This is a genomic window from Microthrixaceae bacterium (assembly GCA_023957975.1).
GTDB lineage: Bacteria > Actinomycetota > Acidimicrobiia > Acidimicrobiales > Microtrichaceae > JAMLGM01.
In genome coordinates this window covers 83,554-102,693 of the sequence record JAMLGM010000011.1, presented here as the reverse complement: position 1 = coordinate 102,693, position 19,140 = coordinate 83,554, and the positions used below count along the sequence as shown (strand labels likewise).

Annotated in this window: 18 protein-coding genes and 1 pseudogene; 6 read left to right on the top strand and 13 right to left on the bottom strand. The window is 66.2% G+C overall.

Annotated elements, in window-relative coordinates; genetic code table 11:
• Nucleotides 1-94 precede the first annotated feature (94 nt).
• From M9952_14895 to pstB, 4 genes are read right to left on the bottom strand one after another with little or no spacing between them, the layout of a single operon-like run.
• Nucleotides 95-826, bottom strand: coding sequence for a response regulator transcription factor (locus M9952_14895; GenBank protein MCO5314209.1), 732 nt, complete (start codon nucleotides 824-826; stop codon nucleotides 95-97).
• Nucleotides 823-2,070: an ATP-binding protein gene (locus M9952_14890; GenBank protein ID MCO5314208.1), complete on the bottom strand. Its 1,248-nt coding sequence runs from the start codon at nucleotides 2,068-2,070 to the stop codon at nucleotides 823-825. The genes M9952_14895 and M9952_14890 overlap by 4 nt, the downstream gene beginning before the upstream one ends.
• A 37-nt stretch (nucleotides 2,071-2,107) precedes the next feature.
• A complete protein-coding gene (phoU, locus tag M9952_14885; protein ID MCO5314207.1) occupies nucleotides 2,108-2,824 on the bottom strand; it encodes a phosphate signaling complex protein PhoU in 717 nt (238 codons plus the stop codon).
• A gap of 2 nt (nucleotides 2,825-2,826) precedes the next feature.
• The gene (gene pstB, locus M9952_14880) at nucleotides 2,827-3,720 is read right to left on the bottom strand and encodes a phosphate ABC transporter ATP-binding protein PstB (protein ID MCO5314206.1); all 894 of its coding nucleotides are present in this window, start codon (nucleotides 3,718-3,720) and stop codon (nucleotides 2,827-2,829) included.
• 240 nt (nucleotides 3,721-3,960) lie between these two features.
• On the opposite strand from pstB, the gene ppk1 reads away from it, so the two are divergent.
• Both ppk1 and M9952_14870 read left to right on the top strand, forming a co-directional pair.
• Nucleotides 3,961-6,021 (top strand): polyphosphate kinase 1, encoded by a 2,061-nt coding sequence (ppk1, locus tag M9952_14875; GenBank protein ID MCO5314205.1) that lies wholly within the window; start codon nucleotides 3,961-3,963, stop codon nucleotides 6,019-6,021.
• A 14-nt stretch (nucleotides 6,022-6,035) separates the two neighbouring features.
• Nucleotides 6,036-6,452, top strand: a complete 417-nt coding sequence (locus M9952_14870; GenBank protein MCO5314204.1) for an NUDIX hydrolase — start codon at nucleotides 6,036-6,038, stop codon at nucleotides 6,450-6,452.
• A gap of 6 nt (nucleotides 6,453-6,458) precedes the next feature.
• On the opposite strand, the gene M9952_14865 is transcribed toward M9952_14870, so the two are convergent.
• Nucleotides 6,459-6,785: a hypothetical protein gene (locus tag M9952_14865; GenBank protein MCO5314203.1), complete on the bottom strand. Its 327-nt coding sequence runs from the start codon at nucleotides 6,783-6,785 to the stop codon at nucleotides 6,459-6,461.
• A gap of 66 nt (nucleotides 6,786-6,851) precedes the next feature.
• On the bottom strand, nucleotides 6,852-8,000 hold the full coding sequence (locus M9952_14860) for a trypsin-like peptidase domain-containing protein (GenBank protein ID MCO5314202.1): 1,149 nt from the start codon (nucleotides 7,998-8,000) through the stop codon (nucleotides 6,852-6,854).
• 590 nt (nucleotides 8,001-8,590) lie between these two features.
• On the opposite strand from M9952_14860, the gene M9952_14855 reads away from it, so the two are divergent.
• Entirely contained in the window at nucleotides 8,591-8,863 is a 273-nt protein-coding gene (locus M9952_14855) for a WhiB family transcriptional regulator (GenBank protein ID MCO5314201.1), read from the top strand.
• 124 nt (nucleotides 8,864-8,987) lie between these two features.
• On the opposite strand, the gene M9952_14850 is transcribed toward M9952_14855, so the two are convergent.
• The gene (locus M9952_14850) at nucleotides 8,988-9,164 is read right to left on the bottom strand and encodes a twin-arginine translocase TatA/TatE family subunit (GenBank protein ID MCO5314200.1); all 177 of its coding nucleotides are present in this window, start codon (nucleotides 9,162-9,164) and stop codon (nucleotides 8,988-8,990) included.
• 93 nt (nucleotides 9,165-9,257) lie between these two features.
• Here M9952_14850 and M9952_14845 point away from each other — a divergent pair, with 93 nt between their 5' ends.
• A complete protein-coding gene (locus M9952_14845; GenBank protein MCO5314199.1) occupies nucleotides 9,258-9,878 on the top strand; it encodes a 5-formyltetrahydrofolate cyclo-ligase in 621 nt (206 codons plus the stop codon).
• Nucleotides 9,879-9,911: 33 nt separating this feature from the next.
• Here M9952_14845 and M9952_14840 read toward each other — a convergent pair whose 3' ends face one another.
• The 5 genes from M9952_14840 to M9952_14820 all read right to left on the bottom strand — a co-directional run bounded on the left by M9952_14840 (nucleotide 9,912) and on the right by M9952_14820 (nucleotide 16,463).
• Nucleotides 9,912-10,208: a WhiB family transcriptional regulator gene (locus M9952_14840; GenBank protein MCO5314198.1), complete on the bottom strand. Its 297-nt coding sequence runs from the start codon at nucleotides 10,206-10,208 to the stop codon at nucleotides 9,912-9,914.
• A gap of 119 nt (nucleotides 10,209-10,327) precedes the next feature.
• Entirely contained in the window at nucleotides 10,328-12,343 is a 2,016-nt protein-coding gene (locus M9952_14835) for a VWA domain-containing protein (protein MCO5314197.1), read from the bottom strand.
• A gap of 180 nt (nucleotides 12,344-12,523) precedes the next feature.
• Nucleotides 12,524-14,251, bottom strand: a complete 1,728-nt coding sequence (locus M9952_14830; GenBank protein MCO5314196.1) for a hypothetical protein — start codon at nucleotides 14,249-14,251, stop codon at nucleotides 12,524-12,526.
• Between the two features lie 5 nt (nucleotides 14,252-14,256).
• Nucleotides 14,257-15,066 carry an ABC transporter ATP-binding protein gene (locus M9952_14825; protein ID MCO5314195.1) on the bottom strand — a complete coding sequence of 270 codons (810 nt, stop codon included), beginning with the start codon at nucleotides 15,064-15,066 and terminating at the stop codon, nucleotides 14,257-14,259.
• Nucleotides 15,063-16,463, bottom strand: a complete 1,401-nt coding sequence (locus M9952_14820; protein MCO5314194.1) for a magnesium chelatase — start codon at nucleotides 16,461-16,463, stop codon at nucleotides 15,063-15,065. The genes M9952_14825 and M9952_14820 overlap by 4 nt, the downstream gene beginning before the upstream one ends.
• A gap of 125 nt (nucleotides 16,464-16,588) precedes the next feature.
• Between M9952_14820 and M9952_14815 the strand changes: the two genes are divergently transcribed.
• A complete protein-coding gene (locus M9952_14815) occupies nucleotides 16,589-17,359 on the top strand; it encodes a L,D-transpeptidase family protein (protein MCO5314193.1) in 771 nt (256 codons plus the stop codon).
• A 139-nt stretch (nucleotides 17,360-17,498) separates the two neighbouring features.
• Here the strand turns inward: M9952_14815 and M9952_14810 are convergent, their stop codons facing one another.
• A complete protein-coding gene (locus M9952_14810; GenBank protein ID MCO5314192.1) occupies nucleotides 17,499-18,578 on the bottom strand; it encodes a glycosyltransferase family 2 protein in 1,080 nt (359 codons plus the stop codon).
• Between the two features lie 199 nt (nucleotides 18,579-18,777).
• On the opposite strand from M9952_14810, the pseudogene M9952_14805 reads away from it, so the two are divergent.
• Nucleotides 18,778-18,980: pseudogene (locus tag M9952_14805) on the top strand (hypothetical protein).
• The last annotated feature ends 160 nt before the right edge of the window (nucleotides 18,981-19,140 follow it).

The following is a 19,140-nucleotide window of genomic DNA, read 5'->3' as shown; positions in this document are numbered from 1 at the left end:
TACGGCCCGCGCGGGGTGGTGGCCCGGGGGGGGGGACCCCCGCCGCCCCCCCCCCGACGGCTTTTTCGTGGGACCCGAGCCCCATCGCGTTGGCTCAGACCGAGTTGTACTTGTAACCGACGCCGCGCACCGTCAACAGTCGTTGCGGCGCCGCCGGATTGTCCTCGATCTTGGCCCGCAGTCGCTTCACGTGAACGTCGAGGGTCTTGGTATCTCCGACATAGTCGTAGCCCCACACGCGATCGATGATGGTGCCGCGGGTCAACACCCGCGGTGAGTTCTCCATCAGTAACAACAACAGCTCGAATTCCTTGAGCGGCAGCGCCAGCAACTCACCGTTGCGGCGCACCTCCCGGCTGTCGACGTTGATCACCAGGTCGCCGACGGCGACGATCTCGTCGTGGGATTCGGCTGGGGTGGCATCGACCCGACGGCGAAGGACGGCCCGGATCCGGGCGACCAGCTCGCGCAACCGGTACGGCTTGGTGACGTAGTCGTCAGCCCCCACCTCGAGGCCTACCACGGTGTCGATCTCTGCGGCCTTGGCGGTCACCATGATGATCGGCACCTGTGACGTTGCGCGGATCTCTCGGCACACGTCGATCCCGGAGATCCCCGGCAACATGACGTCGAGCAACACCAGGTCGGGCGCGACTTCAGCAAATCGTGCAAGCGCCTCGGACCCGGTCCGGGCCACCTCGACCTCAAAACCCTCGCGGCGCAGCCCCAACTCGAGCGCGTCGACATAGGACTCCTCATCCTCAACGACCAGGATGACGAGTCGGTCGCCGGTGGCGGTAGTGGTCACGTTGTGTTCTCCGGTCATGTCGGTCGGCTTTCGGTCGGCCGCGGCGTCGCCGATAGGGCTGGGTTCCGGGCAGGAATCTTCACGGTGAACGTCGAACCCTGCCCCTCCTTCGAAGTGACGGTCACCGACCCGCCGTGGTTGTTCACGATGTGGCGCACGATCGCCAGCCCGAGGCCGGTTCCGCCGGTGACGCGGCTTCGCGCACGGTCGACCCGGTAGAACCGTTCGAAGATTCGATCGAGGTCGCGGGTGGGAATGCCGTCGCCGCGGTCGCTCACGCTGATCACCGTGACGTCGCCATCAGCGCCGTGTCCATCCGCGTCGTCTCGTCCTCCTCCGGCCCCGTCGCGACCTCCGGTCGGCGGGCCCATGTCGATCGTCACCACCGATGCGTCGGCGCCGTACTTGATGGCGTTCTCGATCAGGTTGGACAGCGCGCTGGTGAGTTGACGCTGGTCGGCGAACACCGACCGGTCGGGGTCGCCGATGACCTTGAGTTCGATCTCGCGTGCCGCCGCCGCGGAGTCGAGTCGAGCAGCTGCCTCGGCCACGATCGGCCCCAGCACCTGCTCGGTGAGTTCGAGGTCGTCGGCGAACTCGATCCGCGACAGCTCCAACAGGTCGTCGATCGTCGCGGCGAGGCGATGCACTTCCTCGACGATGCGCTTGGTGAAACGAGCGACGGTCGCCGGGTCGGTCTCGGCATCGACGGTCTCGGCGAGCAGGCCGAGTGCCCCCACCGGGGTCTTGAGCTCGTGGGAGATGTTCGTCACGAAGTCACGGCGAACCTGTTCGGTACGTCGGCGTTCGGAGATGTCCTCGATGACGACGACCACGCCCTGTTGTGGAGCTTCCGACGACACGACCAGCGGGGATGCGACGACGAGATAGGTCGCCTTCGGAGGGCCGAACAGATCGACCTCACGTCGACCGCTGCGCCCGGTGGCCGCCTCGGAGATGAGCTCGATCGTCGCCTGACGCACGATCGCACGCGAGTCGCTCGACGTCATGAGTCGACTTGCGACGCCGTTCTCAAAGGCCACCTCCCCGCTGGGGTCGACGACGACCACACCGAGTTCGACCGCCTCGAGCGCCGCGACCAGTCGGGCGAGTTCAGTCGAGGTGTCGACGTCATCGACCCCGGGTTCGACGACATTCGCACGCAGGGCGGACAGCTCACTGCGCTGGCCCAGAACGATCGCGATGAGCGCGACGACGGCAGCGACGAGCACTACGACCGAGACGATGAGGACGATGACCATGCTGATCGGATCCGGGGATCCGGCCGACTCCGAGAACTCAGCCGGCCGCCGGTTCGCGGCGGGTCTTCAGCTCCATGCGGGCGATCGCCGCATGTTCCGGAAGCCAACCGCTCACCATGAACGCAACCCGCTCGCCCATGTTCACCGCGTGATCGCCGATGCGTTCGTAGTAACGGCCGATGAGCGCGAGCTGAACCGCCGAGCTCAACCCGTGAGCGCCGGTGTCGTGGGAGTTGATGATGGCGTTCATGTACTCGACCTGCAACAGGTCGAGCCGGTCGTCGATGTCGTCGAGCGCGTTCGCCTTCGCCGCGTCGCTCTCGACGAACGCGTCGATCGCCTTTCGGGTCAGCGACGCCGCCTCGATGCTCATGTCCTCGATGTAGCTGCGCACCTGCGGTGACATCGTCACGTCGTACATGCGCCGCGACGCCTTGCACACGTTGACCATGAGGTCGGCCGACCGCTCGAGTTCGTTGGCGAGCCGCAGACAACAGATGATGAAACGCAGGTCTCGGGCCATCGGCTGTTGGAGGGCCAGCATCCGGTAGCACGATTCCTCGATCGTGATTTCCAACATGTCGATCGCGTCGTCGGCGTCGATGATCTGCTGGGCGGCGTGCAGGTCCTGGTCGAGCATCGCCGCGGTGCCCTTGCCGATCATTTCGACGGTCATCGCACCCAGGCGGATGATGTCGTCGCGCAGTTCGTCGAGCGACTCGTGAAATTCGATTCGCAGATCGGTGTCGTCCATGGTCACCCCACTCGGCCGGTGATGTAGTTCTCGGTTCGTTCGTCGGCCGGGCTGGAAAAGATCCGTTCGGTCTCGTCGAACTCGACGAGAAGTCCGGTACGGCGGTCGCCTTCGGCGCTCACCTCAACCCCGAAGAACGCGGTCGTGTCGGACACACGGGCAGCCTGTTGCATGTTGTGGGTCACGATCACGATGGTGTAATCGTCGCGCAATTCGCGCATGAGATCCTCGACGCGGTTGGTGGCGATCGGGTCGAGCGCCGAACACGGCTCGTCCATCAGCAGCACCTCGGGCTCCGAAGCGATCGCCCGGGCGATGCACAAGCGCTGCTGTTGCCCGCCCGACATGCCCATCGCCGAGGTGTTCAGGCGGTCCTTGACCTCGTCCCACAACGCCGCCCGACGCAGCGACTTCTCGACGACATCGTCGAGGTCCTGCTTCTTTTTGACCCCGGCGATCCGGGGGCCGTAGGCGATGTTGTCCCAGATCGACTTCGGGAACGGGTTGGGCTTCTGGAACACCATGCCGATACGGCGTCGCACCTCGACCGGGCTGACCTCGGGGTCGTAAAGATCGACTCCCCGGTACAGCACCTGCCCTTCGACGCTCGCACCCTCGACGAGATCGTTCATCCGGTTGAGGCACCGCAGCACCGTCGACTTGCCGCACCCCGACGAGCCGATGAAGGCGGTGATCTCGCCGCGGCGAATCGTCATGTTGACGTCGCGCACCGCACGGAACCCGGAGTACAACACGGACAGGTTTTTGGTTTCGAAGACGGCTTCGGTCACGATGTCGGGAATCTCCTCAGCCCCGGCAGGCGTTTCCACCGGGCCGCTGCGAACGGCGCCGCGTGCGGTTCGCACCGTGGCGCCGCCATTGTCGTTCATCGTCATCAGACTCGGTCCTTGGTCGGGGGTCAAACTCATCTGGCACACCCATCCGGGCACACTCATCCGGCACACCGTGGCGGGCTCGGCCGCAGCCGGTGTCCGGTGGGACGATGGGTACGTTACGGCCGCTATGTGTACCTTCGCCGCCCCGGAGGTGAACAGCAGGTGAACGGTCCACAAAATCTGCAACTTCGGGACCTCGCGCCGTAGGCATCGAGGCGGCGCGTCGGTACCGTGGGTGCGGTGACGACGACGCGTTTCAACAACCGGGAACTCAGCTGGCTCGACTTCGATGCCCGGGTGCTGGCGCTGGCCACCGACCCCGCGGTTCCGGTGCTTGAACGGGCAAAGTTTCTCGCCATCTTCGGCCAGAACCTCGACGAGTTCTACCAGGTGCGTGTCGCCGGCCTGCTCGACCAGGTCGAAGCCGGCATCGTCGAGCCGACCCCCGACGGGATGACCCCCGCCCAGCAGCTCGCCGAGATCTCCGATCGGGTCGAGGAACTCGTCGCCCGCGCCGACGAGGTCTTCGTCCACGGATTGCTGCCCGCGCTGAACGCCGAGGGCATCAGCTTTTGCACGTGGGATCAGCTCGACGTCGACAACCGCCGCCATCTGCGCCAGGTGTTCGACGACCGAATTCTTCCGATCCTCACCCCCCTCGCGGTCGATCCGGCCCACCCCTTTCCCGAGATCTCCAACCTGTCGCTCAACCTGGCCCTGCGCGTCGTCGACCCCGACGACTCCGAGGAGCGATTCGCCCGCCTCAAGATCCCGCCAGCGCTGCCCCGCTACATCCCCACGCTCGACGAGAACCGGCTGTTGCCGATCGAGGAGCTCGTTTCCGCCCACCTCGACCGCCTGTTCATCGGCATGAAGATCGAGGAGTACCAGACCTTCCGGGTGACCCGAAACGCCGACCTCGACCTGTCCGAAGAGGACGCGGACGATCTGTTGGAGCTCGTCGAGATGGAGATCCGTCGCCGGCGTTTCGGCGACGCGGTTCGACTCGAGGTTCCCACCTCGATGTCGGATGAGATGGTGTCGTTGCTGCAGCGCGAGCTCGAGGTGAGCGACGTGCATCGCCACGCCGTGCCGCTCGATCTGTCGGGGCTCTGGGTGGTGGCCGGGCTCGATCGACCGGAACTGAAATTCCCCCACGTCCCGACCGTCGATTCGCGTGCTCTGGCGGGCAGCCCGGGCCTCGACAACGACGTGTTCGCCATCTTGCGCCGTGGCGACGTGTTGGTGCACCACCCCTACGAGAACTTCTCGAGTTCGGTCGAGGAGTTCATCCGCCAGGCGGCCATCGACCGTCAGGTGCTGGCCATCAAGGTGACCCTGTATCGCACCTCCGGCGACTCGGCGATCGTCGCGTCGCTCGTCCGCGCCGCCGAGGCGGGCAAGCAGGTGGTGGCCCTGGTCGAGTTGAAGGCCCGTTTCGACGAGGAGAACAACATCGCCTGGGCGCGTCGCCTCGAACGCGCCGGGGTGCATGTCGTGTATGGGCTCGTCGGGCTCAAGACTCACACCAAGATCACGATGGTCGCCCGCGACGAACCCGACCGGGTGCGGGTCTACTGCCATGTCGGCACCGGCAACTACAACTCCCGAACCGCCAGGATTTACGAGGATTTCGGGTTGTTCACCGCGTCCCACGACGTCGCCGACGACGTGCAGAACCTGTTCAACTACCTGACCGGATACAGCCGTTCGGTCGACTACCGGCGCCTGCTCGTGGCTCCCGACGAACTGCGCAGTCGAATCGTGTCGCTCATTCGCAACGAGCGCCCGGCACCGATCGGCACCACCGAGGCCGGAGCGGGGCGCATCGTCATGAAGATGAACAGCCTCGTCGACCCCGAGATGATCGACGAGTTGTACGCAGCCTCGGCCGATGGGGTCCAGATCGACCTGATCGTGCGTGGCATCTGCTGCCTGCGCCCTCAGGTGCCGGGGATGTCGGACAACATCCGGGTGCGAAGCATCGTGGGCCGGTTCCTCGAGCACTCGCGGATCTACCGCTTCGCGAACGGCACCGGCCCCGGCGAGGCGGCGCTGTATCTCGGTTCGGCCGACCTGATGCCCCGCAACCTGGACGGACGGGTCGAGGCGCTGATCGGCGTCACGAACCCGGCGTTGGTCGACCGTATCGACTCGGTGCTCGACATCGAGCTGGCCGACGACATGCTGGCCTGGGAGCTGCGCGACGACACCTGGGCGAAGGTCCCCACGAGCGTCGGCGTCGATGCCCACGTGCAACTGACCGAGCTTTCGAGAACGTGGGTCAGTCAAGCTCGATAACGTCGCTGGGCGTTATGGCCAAGCAATACGGACCCGATGGGGTGTTGGAGGCTGCGGGCGGTGTCATCATCGACGACGCCGGCCGTGTCGCCGCGATCTACCGACCACACCGAAACGACTGGTCGTTGCCCAAAGGGCATCTCGATCCCGGCGAGGACGCCGAGGCGGGCGCACTCCGCGAGGTTTTCGAAGAGACCGGGCTGCGCTGCCGCATCGACTCGACGGGACCGGAGGTGCGCTATGTCGACGGCAAGGGGCGCGACAAACGGGTCAGGTACTTCCTGATGTCGGTGCTCGACGGTGAGTTCCGAGCCAACGACGAGGCCACCGAGTTGGTGTGGCTCGACGACGACCTGGCGCTGCTCACCTACGAGGTGGACCGCCAACTCATCGCCGACGCGCGCCGTCGCCCGCCAAAGGACCGGGCGTAGCGGGTTTCAGTCGCGACGTCGGCGGTCGCGATCGCGGTCGTCACGGTCGCGGTCGCGGGGTGGGAACGGCTCGCCGAGCTCCGGCGGATCCCAGGTCAGCAGGATGTTCTCGCGCTCCGCATCGCGGATGACTCGCTCGCGGTTGCGGCGAAACTGCGGGTCGTGTGGCGGCACCAGCATCAGCCGGGCGTTCAGCCGACGGAAGAACTCGTCCACCACGGCGCGGTCGCCGAAGTCTGATCGCACGTCCCAATGGGGTGCGACCGGACCCAGATACACCACGGTCACTGCCGCCGTCGGCGGCTCGGTGGACTCTGGTGCGTAGTCAGACATCGGTGTCTCCTGGTTCGACGGGCGCCAGCGGACTGCCGCGGGCGCCCACAGCTTACCGACTGTCGATCACCCGCCGCGGCGGCCCAGTGTCGCGTTGAGGGTCATCTCCCGGCCTCGACGCTCCACGACGATCTCGACCGAGTCCCCGGCGTCGAATCCACGAATGATCGTCCCGACGTCGATGTTGGACTCGACCTGTTGACCGTCGACCCTGACGATGACGTCACCGGGTTGCATCCCGGCGTTCGCGGCCGCAGTTCCCGCGGTTACCGACGTCACGAACGCGCCATGGTCGGTGACCACGCCGTAACGAGCCAACACGTCTGACTGCTGGCTCTGGACATCGAGAGTCGTGACGCCGAGAAACGGGCTGTCGCCGTCGACATCGCCGCGCCCGGCGAGGATTTCCTCGATCAACGGCTTCACCGAATCGATCGACAACGCGAAGCCCAGGCTCTGAGAGTTGTTGATGATCGCCGTGTTCACCCCGACGACCTGACCGTAGCTGTTCACGAGCGCGCCGCCCGAGTTTCCGGGGTTGATGGCCGCGTCGGTTTGGATGAGGTTCTCAAGGACGACGTTTTCGGCGGCCAGCGTGCGGTTGAGTGCCGAAACGATGCCGCGCGTCACGCTCGGCTGCGCGCCGAGGTTCAACGCGTTACCGATGGCGATGACGTCCTCACCCACCGTCAGCGCCTCGGACGATCCGAGTTCCGCCGGCGTCGACTGATGGGGTTCGACCGTGCGGACGATGGCGACGTCCTGATCGGGGAAACTGCCCACGAGCTGGGCCGGCACCGACGCCCCGTCGTGGAACTGCACGGTGATCGCGCTCGACAACCCGTCGGTTCCGGAGATCACGTGCGCATTGGTCAACACGGTTCCGGCATCGTCGATGACGATACCCGATCCGCTGGCCTCGACGCTCGAGGACTCGATCCGAATCGACACGATCGACGGCCGCGCCTTGTCGAGAATGCTCCCGATGTCGAGCGGCTCGCCGACGATGGTCGGGGTCGGGGCGCGATCCAGCGACGTGTTGCCGCCCGGGTTCGACGTGGACCCCGACGTCGCCGAGTCGGAGGTGCGCACCGACGCCGTGTAGATCGCTCCGGACACGATCGATGCCACGATCGCTCCGATCAGCGCACCGAGCACGAGCGCACCCCACCAGTTGCGACCCTTGCCCGGCCTGGTTTCTGGTGCCGACGGCATCGGCCGTGGCGACACATGCAGGGGGGCCGCCGGTCCGTTGGTTCCGGTGAGATACAGCGGCGGCGCTCCATCGAACGCGGATCGTTTGTCGCGATCGTGCGTCGGCGCGGGCGTGGGCGTCGGAGACCCCGGTGGGTGAACGCCGGGTGGCGCATACCGCGGTGATTCTGCACCCAGTGGAGCGGCTGGCGGTGGCCCGCTGGCTGGAGGCGTGGCCGGCTGCGATGCGTACGGCTGCGGCGCGGCGACGGCTGGCTGTGGCACGGCTACCGACGGCACGGCCACCGACGGCACCGCTACCGACGGCACCGCTACCGACGGCACGCCCACGGGCGAGGCAGCATCGACGTTGGCAGGATCGAGTGGGGAAGGGTTGTGCTCGGACGTCACCTGGCTCCTCCTTGGACGCTCCAGTTTGCCCGACCCACACCGCGGTGGCGGACGAGAACCGCTGCGCACTGTGACGACGCTCAGCGAACCCCGCCATTCTGAGATGCATCTCAGAGCTACCGGCCGATCGCGCTCGGCAACCCTCCATGCTGGAGACACGCAATCTGCCCCGGCCCCAGGCCGAAGCAGAAGGAGGCTACATGTACGGCACCGACTATTCCGATACCAGCTGGATGAGCCAAGGCAACTGTTCGCATCGCGACCCGGCGATGTTCTTCCCGTCCGATGGAGTGGGCGTCGAAATCGCCCGAAAGGCATGCCAGGGATGCCCGGTCATTGCCGAGTGCCTGGAGTACGCCATCTCCGAACGCATCGATCACGGCGTGTGGGGCGGATGCTCCGAACGTGAACGACGCCGCATCATCCGGGCCCGCGCCCAGGCCGCCAAGGCTCAGCCGGTCACCATCGGCTGAGCCCGGCACCGCTGACTCACCGGGGCGCTCCGCTGGGCCCTCCGGGCGCGACAACGGCGTCCCGACCATGCCGTGCGGCAAACGGGGCCGTGCGGCAATCGGGACGCCGGCGAACGGCGTTGGATTACGACGACGCCTTGTCAGCCTTGTCGTCGGATTCCTCGGAGGCTCCCTCGTCCAAGCCCTGCTTGAACTCCTTCTTCGCTTCGCCGAGCGAGCGGGCAAGCTTGGGGATCTGGGAGCCGCCGAACAACACGACGACGGCGATGATGATGAAAATCCACTCGGAACCCTGAGGCATGCCCTCACCCTACCCCCGAAGTTCCGTCGTGCGACATCGCCCCGTTCGAGTGTGAACTATGACTTGGCGGCGATGAGGGGTTAGACCTTCCACATGGCCTGGCCCAGCCCCGATTCGCCGAACTCCGAACGCGACGCGCAACCGACCGCAACGCATCTTCGAATGACGATGCGCCGACGTCGCCGCGAACTCGATGACGCCGAGCAGCGTTCCGCTGCGGAGGCGATCGCGGTCCGACTGCTGAGCGATCGGCGGGTCAGCGAGGCCCGACGTGTGGGCGTGTATCTGGCCTTCGACGGCGAGGTGCGCCTGGATCAGGCGATCGAAGCGCTGCGGAACCGGGGGGCCGAGGTGGCCGCCGCAGTCCTCGGCGACGGTCGGTTGCGGTTCGCCTCGATCGGCCCGGATACGCCGTGGCGCACCAATCGTTACGGCATCGACGAACCCGATATTCCGGCTGCGCTCACCCTCGACGGCGGCGAACTCGACGTGGTCGTGGTGCCAGCGGTCGCGGTCGATCTTCGGGGAAATCGCGTTGGGATGGGTGCCGGCTGGTACGACCGCACCTTCGCCGGGCGCAGCGGCGAGTCGCCGCTCCTGGTCGCCACGGTGCACGATTTTCAGGTGGTGGCAGGCATCGCCAGCCAACCCCACGACGTGGCCGTGGACGCGATCGTCACGCCGACCAGATGGATTGACGCGACGCTCGGTTGAACCGCGGCCGACACGGGCGGTCAGGCGGTGCTGCTAGGCGGTTGCCGTGCGGGTGGTTTCGGCCGATGCCTCCGCCGCCCGGGCCAACGCACGCTGACGCCGGATCCGGCGCCGTTCCCGCTCGCTCAGCCCACCCCAGATACCGAACTTCTCACCGTTGACGAGTGCGTATTCGAGGCAGTCGTCGCGCACTTCACAACCTTGGCACACGGCCTTGGCTTCCTTGGTCGATGCGCCGCGTTCGGGGAAGAAGAGGTCGGGGTCAACACCAAGGCAGTTGGCCGCCAGTTGCCAACCGTTGCCTTCATCCGTGTTCTTCGCTTGTGCCATTCCCGTCCTCACCGTGACGTAATTACATCCCTGTTATCCGGAACATCTTGACCGGAGTCGTCAAGAATCGCAAGGCCGACATCGAGAAGTTCACACACGCCCCTCATCCGCCGCCGCCCTCAGCGACGGTTCAACAGGCGGCGGCGCTGATCGAGGAAGTCGTGAAGCACGAAGTCGCCCAGATTCTCGGGGGTTGTGAAGAACGCGCGGCCCCGGTTGAGTTCGGTCATCCGGTCGACGAAATGCTGCAATCCGGAGTCCGCATCGATCATGAAGGTATTGATCGTGATGTGTTCACGGGTGCATCTCGACACCTCGAGCAGGGTCGCATCGATGCAATCGCGGGTCGGTGGATAATCGAAGATCGAACGCCCGTACGAATCGATATGGGCGGTCGGTTCGCCGTCGGTGATCATGATGATCTGTTTGGTGCCGTGTTCTCGTGCCAACAACTGTCTGGCCAGGGCCAAACCGTGTTGCATGTTGGTGCCGTAGTCGTAATCCCAGGTGACCGACGGGAGGTCCTTTGCCGGGAAGACGTGGGCGAGCCGACTGAAGCTGACGAGGCCGAGAAAGTCGCGGGGAAACTGCATGGAGATGAGCGCATGCAGCGCCATCGCCACCTTCTTGGCCGGCAGGAAGTTGCCGCGCATCGGCATCGACATCGACAGGTCCAACATCAACACGGTGGCGGTGCGGACGCTCTGTTCTGTCTGTTCGATCTCGAAGTCGTCGGGGGTGAGCTGCACCCGGCCGCCCATCAGCCCTTGGGATGCCCGGCGGCGCACCGCATTTTCGATCGTGGAGTTGATGTGCAGGTTGAACGGGTCGCCCCATTCGTAGGCCTTGGTGTCGTAGGTCCGCTCGTGGCCAATGCCGGTTCGCCGGATCTGGTGCTCCCCCGCAAGGTGCTCGCCGAGTTTGGAAAACAGCTCGTCGAGCGCATTGCGGCCGAGGCGTCGCAGGCCCTCGGGGGTGAGCTCGAGGCGTCCGTCGACGGTGTCCACCATGCCCGAGTCGGCGAGCATCTTGGACAGTTCGCTCATCTTGCGCATCGACTCGGCGGTGTCGTGTCCGAGCAGCTCGCGGGCCCGGTCGAGATCCACCTCGCCGAGGGAGGCCGGCGACATCGCCTGACCGAGCAGGTTCTCGAGCTGATCGAGATCGCCGAGGTCGCTCATCATCTGCATCGCGGAGGGGAAATCGAGCGGGTCGACACCGTCGAAGTCGTAGCTGCGCCCCCACCCGGCGTCGGGGAACAGCTGCTGCAGGTTCGACGAGAGCTGGTCCATCTGCCAGCGCAGGTCCATGTCTTCGAGCAGCTGATTCGACAGGTCCATGAGCTGCTGGCGCTGCTCGGGGGTCATCGAGTTGAGCATCGCCTGCATCGCCGCCATGCGCTGGGCCATCACCTCCAGCAACTCGTCGAGGGTGCTCGGATTCTCCGGGAAGAAGTCGCCGTAGCGCTCCATGAAGGAGTCGAAGTCGGGCTCCTCGCCGGCCGCACGCTGGGCGAGCATGTTGTTGAGCTCCGCCATCATGTCCTTGAGGCGCGCCATGTCCTCGGGGGTCATGTCCTGCACGGCGGAGGACATCTGATCGAGCGTCTGTTGCATGAGCTGCTCGCGCAGGCGATCGACGAGTTCGTCGAAGCGGTTCTGCGCGGACTCGGAGGTGAAGTCGTAGTTCTGCAGGTCCTTCACCTGCCCGGCGAGGTCGTTCGGCAGCATTTCGAGGCGCATGTTGCGTTCGGCGACGTCGTTGTTCGTGAGCGCCTCGCGCCGTTCATCGCCGGATGCGGCCGCCTCCTGAGCGAGATGATCGAGGCTGGAACGCTCGTCGTCGACGAGTTCGCGCAGCTCGCGGGCGATGTCGTCGAACACGCCGCCCAGGCTGTTGTTCTCGAGCCGTTCGCGCCGGGCCTCCCGGAGGCGCTCCATCATCTCACGCAGGCCCTGAACGTGGTCGCCGTTGCGGTCTTCGAATCCCTCCTGCAGCAGGCGACGCAGCCCCGCGTTCACGTCACCGTGATAGAGCAGGTCGTCGGTGAGTTGCCCCATGACGTCGAGCGCGTCAAGTTCGAAACCGCTTTGGGTTCCGTCCCAGGGCGAGTAGCGAAAGCGCCGGTGCGACATGTCGAGACGCTACCGCGCCAGCCCCGCCAGTTCCCGCGCGCCCCCGCCAGTTCCCGCGCGCCCCCGCCAGTTCCCGCGCGCCCCCGCCAGTTCTCCGATAACCAGTGGTCGTGATCACGACCACTGGTTATCGGAGAACAGGCTGAGGGCGGCTGAGGGCGGCTGAGGGGCTGAGGGCGGTCAGGCGTTGAGGCGGGCGTCGAGGCGTTCGAGCACGACGAGCTCGTTGCGCGCCAGCGACCTGATGGCAAAGCGCGACGACGCGAACCACACGCCGAGCTGTGCCGCCAACGCCCCGATGAACACGAGCGCGGCGAGGCCCCACCGGCGGTTGTCGACCGCCCACCACAGCGAGATCTCCGGCAGCGCCACGATCGCCGCCCCGACCACCAGATACATGATGCCGACGAGGCCAGCCACGCATCCCGTGCCCTGCATGGCCTGTCGGTTGCCGAACGGGTTGCCGCTGTCGGGCACCGGCGTGGCGAATGCCGGCGACATGGCGGACCCGAGCCCGACGAGCGCGAACGTCGCTCCGATCATCGTGGCGACCATCACCGCGAACTGTCGCCACCCACCCGACACCGCGGCCAGCACAACACCGGTGATGAGTACCGGCGTCAGGATCGACACCGCCCCCAACGCCTGCCGTCCGGCCCAGCGGGCGATCTGTTGAGGTCCCGCCACGACCTCGATCCAGAACGCGGCCGGGTCGACGCCGTTCTGGTTCGCGGCGTACTGCAGCGCGAACACCATGGCGAGCGGCGAGACGAGCACGATCATCGGATCGCGGATCTGGCCGCGCGCCGCGAGCATCGCCACGTAGGCGAAACCCAACATGAGCGAGGTGAGCATGGACGCCCTTCGGCCGGGCGAACGTTTGAGATAGACGATCTCCCTGGCGACGGCCGCTCCCGCCGGGGTGTGGGCCAGACGAGACCTGAAGCCGTCGAAGATCGGCAATGCGCTGATCGTGGCGGCGGCCTCGAGGCGTCCGCGCACATCCGATTCCGACATCAGGCGGTCGAGTTGGCGACTCCAGCACCACGCCGCTGCTGCGGCGACGGCACCGAGCGCGGCGATGCGCCACAGCGCGCCCACGACGTCGCCGTCGCCGAGCAGCCGGAAGGCGTCGCCGATCATGCCGAGGGGTGTCGCTCTCGCGATCCGGGTCATCGTGTCGAGTTGCTCGTCGGAGATGAACTGCAGCGCCTGCCCGGCGACGAACAACATCGCCGCTCCGAGCACCGCCACGAAGGTCGCAAGATCGCCGCCACGGCGGGTGCGGTTCAGCACCGCGAGCGATGTAGCGATGGCGCGGCTGCCGATGAGCGCCGTCAAAACGAGGACCACCGCGGCGAGGATCGAAAAGGGCACCGTCCACCAGGGGCCAGCGGTGCCGATGACCAGGCCGATCCCCCACACGACCACCATCAGCGGAGCCGGCCCAACGAGCCCGGCGGCGATCTGACCGCGCCGCAACTGCGCACGCGTGAGGGGCAACAACGCGAGGCGCATCGGGTCAACCGTTTCGTCGGAGCCGCCGCTGAGGACGGGGCCGAACCACCAGCCGAAGATGACGAGAAAGCAGCCGATGACGAGGAACCGCTCCTCGGCGACGGCCGACCATCCACCGCGCAACGACACGGTCGCGATGAAGCCGGCGATCGCCCCCAGCAGCGACGCCAGGAGCGCGACGAACGTGCCGACGCGATTCCACACGCTTTGTCGCCGCCGCAGCGAGGCCCGCAACAGGACGAACTTCAGCTTGGCGAAGGTCCAGGTGAGCGACCCGTTCGAGCCCCCCGCCGACCCGTTCGCACCCCCCGCCGACCCGTTCTCCGATAACCAGTGGTCGTGATCACGACCACTGGTTATCGGAGAACGGGCATTTGGAGGAGGGGGCACGGAAGTCACACCTCCGTGCCGAGCCAACCGAGGTCACCGCCCTGCGCGGTGCGCCCGCCGACCGCGTCGATGAACACGTCTTCGAGCCGTCGCCCGCCACGAACCTGTTCGACCGTTCCTGCGGCCACGATCATGCCGGCGTTGACGATGGCGACGTGGTCGCACAGCCGCTCGACGGTGTCCATGACGTGGCTCGACAAGATGACCGTTCCACCCCCGACGCAGTAGGTGTGCAACACGTCTTGAATCGTCCGCGCCGACACCGGGTCGACCGATTCGAACGGCTCGTCGAGGAACAGAACTCGCGGATTGTGCAACACGGCCGCCGCCAGGCTGATCTTCTTACGCATGCCGGTCGAGTAGTCGGCGATCAGCACCCGGGCCGCGTCGTCGAGGCCGAGCACCGACATGAGCGCGGCCGAGCGATCAGCGACGACGCCCGGCGCGAGCCCACGAAATACCCCGAGAAAGCTGAGGAACTCCCCGCCGGTCAGCCGCTCGAACAGCGGGAGGTCGTCGGGGAGCACACCCAATCGATGCTTCGCCACCGTGACGTCGCTCCAGACGTGATGGCCGTCCACCCACACGTCGCCGGCATCGGGCCGCAGCAGCGTCGTGCACATTTTGATCGTCGTCGACTTGCCGGCACCGTTGGGACCGACGATGCCATAGAAGGCGCCCCGCGGCACGTCGAGGCTGATGCCGTTGACCGCGTGACGGTCACCGAAACGCTTGGTCAACCCGCGGATGATGACGGCCCGCGGGTCGGCAGCGGTGAGGGCGGGTGCGTCCGGGTCGTGTCCGGCGCCGCTCATGCCCGCGAGCGGTACTGGGCTCGCCCGCCGAACGCTTCTTTGTTGAGGCGCTTCGACAGGTGCAGCCCTTCGAGCACCAACTCGACGGCGCTGGCGACGACCTCGGGGCGTTCCGAGCCGGTCACCGAGCGCACCGCCTCGCCGAGCGGCGCGATCTCGGTACACAGCGAGACGTACTCCTGCGCTCCAACGTCCTCGCCGGCGACGACCGGTTCGCGCCCTTCGAACGCCTCGGCGATGCTGATGAGGTACTGCGGGCCGACACGCTCGCGAAACACGGTGAGCACCGCGGCGTTCACGAGGTGGCGGATAACGAGTTCGTCGCGGGCGCTGTCGATCGACTCGATCTCGATCTTGCCCGCCGTCGACGCAGCGATGGCATCGAGGTCGCAGACCCGAGGCGCAACCACCGACTCACCGGCATACAGCGCCCGGCGCGCCGCGGCCGCCACCACCGACTCGTGGTTCGATACGGTCAGGCGCACCGACACCCCCGAGCGCTGGCTGATGTGGTTCGACTCGCGTGCCAACTGACTGAACGTGGCGATGATCTCGGTCATGAACTCAGGAACGTCGACGGTGAGCCCGGCGGCCTGAAGCGGCGCCGCTTCCTGGTCGATGATCGCCATTTCGGTCTCGACGTCGAGCGGGTAGTGGGTGCGGATCTGGGCGCCGAAACGATCCTTGAGTGGGGTGATCATCCGACCGCGGTTCGTGTAGTCCTCCGGGTTGGCCGAGGCCACCATCACGAGGTCGAGTGGGAGGCGGATCTTGTAGCCGCGCACCTGCACGTCGCGCTCCTCGAGCACGTTCAGCAGGCCGACCTGGATGCGCTCGGCGAGGTCGGGCAGTTCGTTGATTGCGAAGATGCCGCGGTTGGTGCGCGGTACGAGGCCGTAATGCAGCGTGAGTTCGTCGGACAGGTAGCGGCCTTCGGCGACTTTGATCGGGTCGACCTCGCCGATGAGATCGGCGATCGAGGTGTCGGGGGTGGCGAGCTTTTCTCCGTACCGTTCGCTTCGATGCACCCAGTCGATGTGAGTGTCGTCTCCGTGTTCGGCCACGAGGTCCCGCGCATAGCGCGAGATCGGGTTGTACGGGTCGTCGTTGATCTCGCTGCCGGCGACGATCGGCATGTACTCGTCGAGCAGATCGACCAGACCGCGGATGATGCGGGTCTTGGCCTGACCGCGTTCGCCGAGGAACACGATGTCGTGGCCGGCGAGCAGGGCCGTCTCGATCTGGGGAACGACCGTGTCTTCGTACCCCATGACATGAGCGACGAGCGGCTCCGCGGCACGGATCTTCGCAATGGCGTTGCGACGCAACTCCTCCTTCACCGGGACCGATTCCCAGCCGGATGCCTTGAGTTCGCCGAGCGTTGCGGGTCGAGTCATGCGCGGCACGATATCGCGTGACGGTGAGGCCCCGGCTGCGCGACCGGGGTTGGTCGGGGTTTGGTCGGAACGATTCGCGTGGGGTCCGGCATGATTGGCCCTTTGCGCCGATAGCCTCTCTTGTCATGACTGCACGTGTCCGACTTCGCAATCTCGCCGTCGCCGCGCCACTCGCGTTGGCGTTGACCCTTGGCGCCACAGCCCCTGGCGCCGGTGCCGCTCCCCTCCAGGAGACCCCCGCGACCGAGGTCCCGACGACTGCGGCGCCCGCACCTGCGCCGGCTCCCGCCGGTCCGGTCACGCTGTTCTATCTCCCGTTGTCGGGCCCCGACTTGGCCAAGGGTCAACACAGCGCCGAAGTGTTCCTGATGCAGATCCACCTGGTGCTGCGCGGCTATCACATCCAGGACTTCCCCGGAGCGTTCGGCGAGTCGACCCGCCACGCGTTGACCGCGTTCCAGAAGTACCACCTCCTGCCGCGGTCGGGCGTGCTCGACCCGCTGTCGCGGTTCATCCTCGGCGCTTCGCTCGAGCGCGTGACGCCGTCGTTTCCGACGTTGGGTCGCAATATCGAGGTCGACATCAACCGTCAGATCATGATCGTGTCGACCAATGGCGTGACCGATTGGGTCTTCGACGTCTCGACCGGCAAGTCCTCCACTCCGACGCCGCGCGGTTCGTACAGGATCCAACGCGAGATCAACGGGTTGCGCGTCGCACGGCTCGGTCGACTGTGGCGCCCCAAGTACTTCCACGGTGGGTATGCGTTCCACGGGTACCCGAGTGTGCCCAACTACAACGCCTCGAGCGGTTGCGTGCGCATGTACAACCCCGACATCGACATGTTGTGGGCGAGCGGTCTCGCCCCGGTCGGCACGCCGGTTCGCATCTTCTAAACCACCCGGCCACTAACCAACCTGCCTGCCCCCAGCCTGTTCTCCGATAACCAGTGGTCGTGATCACGACCACTGGTTATCGGAGAACGGCGTTTTTGGTGGCGTTCTTGGTGGCGTTTTGGGCAGCGATCAGCGTCGATCAGCGGCGGGCCAGTTGCCGCTGCAGGTCGGCGAGCACCACCGGGCGTTGCTTGCGATCCGACAGCAACGCCAGACCGCGCCACAGCCGGCCCAGCGCCAGCACCGCGACTCCGGCCAGAGCGTTCGGATGCAACTCGATGCCATCGGTTCCCTCGTCGCGCGGAGCCGAACGGCCCGAGGCGCTCCACATGCGATCGGCGCGTTGGGCCACCCACACCCTGCCGGGATTGGTCCTGTCGGCGAGGCGCCGGAACTCGGCATTGCCCGTTCGCTTCGCGACCAGGTCCGTGGCGAGAATCCGCGACTCCGCCATGTTCGACGCGCGCATCGACTCGCCGACCCGGTAGTAATACCCGAGCCTGCCGACCCGCACGGGCGGGGCGACCCCCGGAGCGAACAGCGCCTGCCATCGAAACGCCTTGTCCTCGGCCGACGACATCGTTTCCGGATATCGAATGTCTCGTTCGCGGATGAGGGACATGCGAACAGCCGGCTGCATGACCGCCTCGTGATCGACAAACCACGGCGCGATCCGCACCGGCCCGACCTTGCCGGAACGCCACGTCACCCGACTGGCATAGCGGCGGCCGAGTTCGACCGTGCCGTCATCGCTCTGAGAAAACTCGATCAGATCATCGGCCACGATCGATGCATCCGGGTGTGCTGCGATGGCATCGGCGAACCACAAAAGCCGATCCGGCGCCCACAGGTCGTCGGCATCCATCGGGACGTGCCACTGGCCCCGAACCCGGTCGAGCCCGGCGTTGCGGGCTGCGGAACGTCCGACGTTGGAGTCGAGGTGCACCACCACCACCCGATCGTCGAGCGCAGCGAACCGGTCGATCACGTCGCCGGTCGCGTCGGTGGAGCCGTCGTTGACGACGATGAGTTCGAAGTCTCGGCAACTCTGATCGAGCACCGACCGCAACGTGATCTCGAGGAGGTCCTGCGCGTTATGCGCGGCGAGCACGATGGAGAACAACGGAGGGGTGCCGTGTCGCTCGAGGTTGTCGTGGCGCTCGGGGGTGCCGTGTCGGTCGGGGGTGTCGTTGCGGTCGACCGTGTCGTTGCGATCCATCCGATCCGTCTAGTCGACCCGACCCGCGGCAACCCAGTCGTTCGGCCCACCCGAGACCGAATCTGCACCCAGGCGCCGCCCAACTTGAGGCCCCTACCTGACATTTCGTGGCCGTTCAACCCTTGACGCGCCCACCGGTCTGGCGTAGGCAATACCGGACGTCCATGTACGGAATGGATGCCGAGGAGGGGCAATAGACATGATCAACCGATCAGCACTTGCTGTGGTCGTCGGCGCGTTTGCGCTGTGCGGCGCGGCCTGCACACCGAGCGGCGGCAGCGGCTCTGGGACTACGACAACACCAACGACCGCAGCGCCGGTGGATAACGATGCCGACGGTTACAACACGGCGTCCGACTGCAACGACAACGATGCGACAATCCACCCGGGTGCCGCCGATGCGTTGGGCGACGACATCGATCAGAACTGCGACGGCGTCGACGGCGTGGCGACCAACAACGTGTACGTGAGCTCGGCGGCTTCCGACACCTCGACGTGTGGTGACATCGCCGAACCGTGCCGCACGATCAACAAGGGCATCAGCCAGGCGGTGGCGTTCTCG

Excerpts from the sequence above, each read along its gene's own strand:
- M9952_14835 (MCO5314197.1), bottom strand. The coding sequence starts at position 12,343 with ATGTCGCACCGGCGCTTTCGCTACTCGCCCTGGGACGGAACCCAAAGC.
- M9952_14865 (MCO5314203.1), bottom strand. The coding sequence starts at position 6,785 with ATGTCTGACTACGCACCAGAGTCCACCGAGCCGCCGACGGCGGCAGTG.
- M9952_14895 (MCO5314209.1), bottom strand. The coding sequence starts at position 826 with ATGACCGGAGAACACAACGTGACCACTACCGCCACCGGCGACCGACTC.
- M9952_14850 (MCO5314200.1), bottom strand. The coding sequence starts at position 9,164 with ATGCCTCAGGGTTCCGAGTGGATTTTCATCATCATCGCCGTCGTCGTG.
- M9952_14855 (MCO5314201.1), top strand. The coding sequence starts at position 8,591 with ATGTACGGCACCGACTATTCCGATACCAGCTGGATGAGCCAAGGCAAC.
- M9952_14810 (MCO5314192.1), bottom strand. The coding sequence starts at position 18,578 with ATGGATCGCAACGACACGGTCGACCGCAACGACACCCCCGACCGACAC.
- M9952_14840 (MCO5314198.1), bottom strand. The coding sequence starts at position 10,208 with ATGGCACAAGCGAAGAACACGGATGAAGGCAACGGTTGGCAACTGGCG.
- M9952_14860 (MCO5314202.1), bottom strand. The coding sequence starts at position 8,000 with ATGCCGTCGGCACCAGAAACCAGGCCGGGCAAGGGTCGCAACTGGTGG.
- M9952_14825 (MCO5314195.1), bottom strand. The coding sequence starts at position 15,066 with ATGAGCGGCGCCGGACACGACCCGGACGCACCCGCCCTCACCGCTGCC.
- M9952_14820 (MCO5314194.1), bottom strand. The coding sequence starts at position 16,463 with ATGACTCGACCCGCAACGCTCGGCGAACTCAAGGCATCCGGCTGGGAA.
- M9952_14870 (MCO5314204.1), top strand. The coding sequence starts at position 6,036 with ATGGCCAAGCAATACGGACCCGATGGGGTGTTGGAGGCTGCGGGCGGT.
- M9952_14845 (MCO5314199.1), top strand. The coding sequence starts at position 9,258 with ATGGCCTGGCCCAGCCCCGATTCGCCGAACTCCGAACGCGACGCGCAA.
- pstB (MCO5314206.1), bottom strand. The coding sequence starts at position 3,720 with ATGACGATGAACGACAATGGCGGCGCCACGGTGCGAACCGCACGCGGC.
- phoU (MCO5314207.1), bottom strand. The coding sequence starts at position 2,824 with ATGGACGACACCGATCTGCGAATCGAATTTCACGAGTCGCTCGACGAA.
- M9952_14890 (MCO5314208.1), bottom strand. The coding sequence starts at position 2,070 with ATGGTCATCGTCCTCATCGTCTCGGTCGTAGTGCTCGTCGCTGCCGTC.
- M9952_14815 (MCO5314193.1), top strand. The coding sequence starts at position 16,589 with ATGACTGCACGTGTCCGACTTCGCAATCTCGCCGTCGCCGCGCCACTC.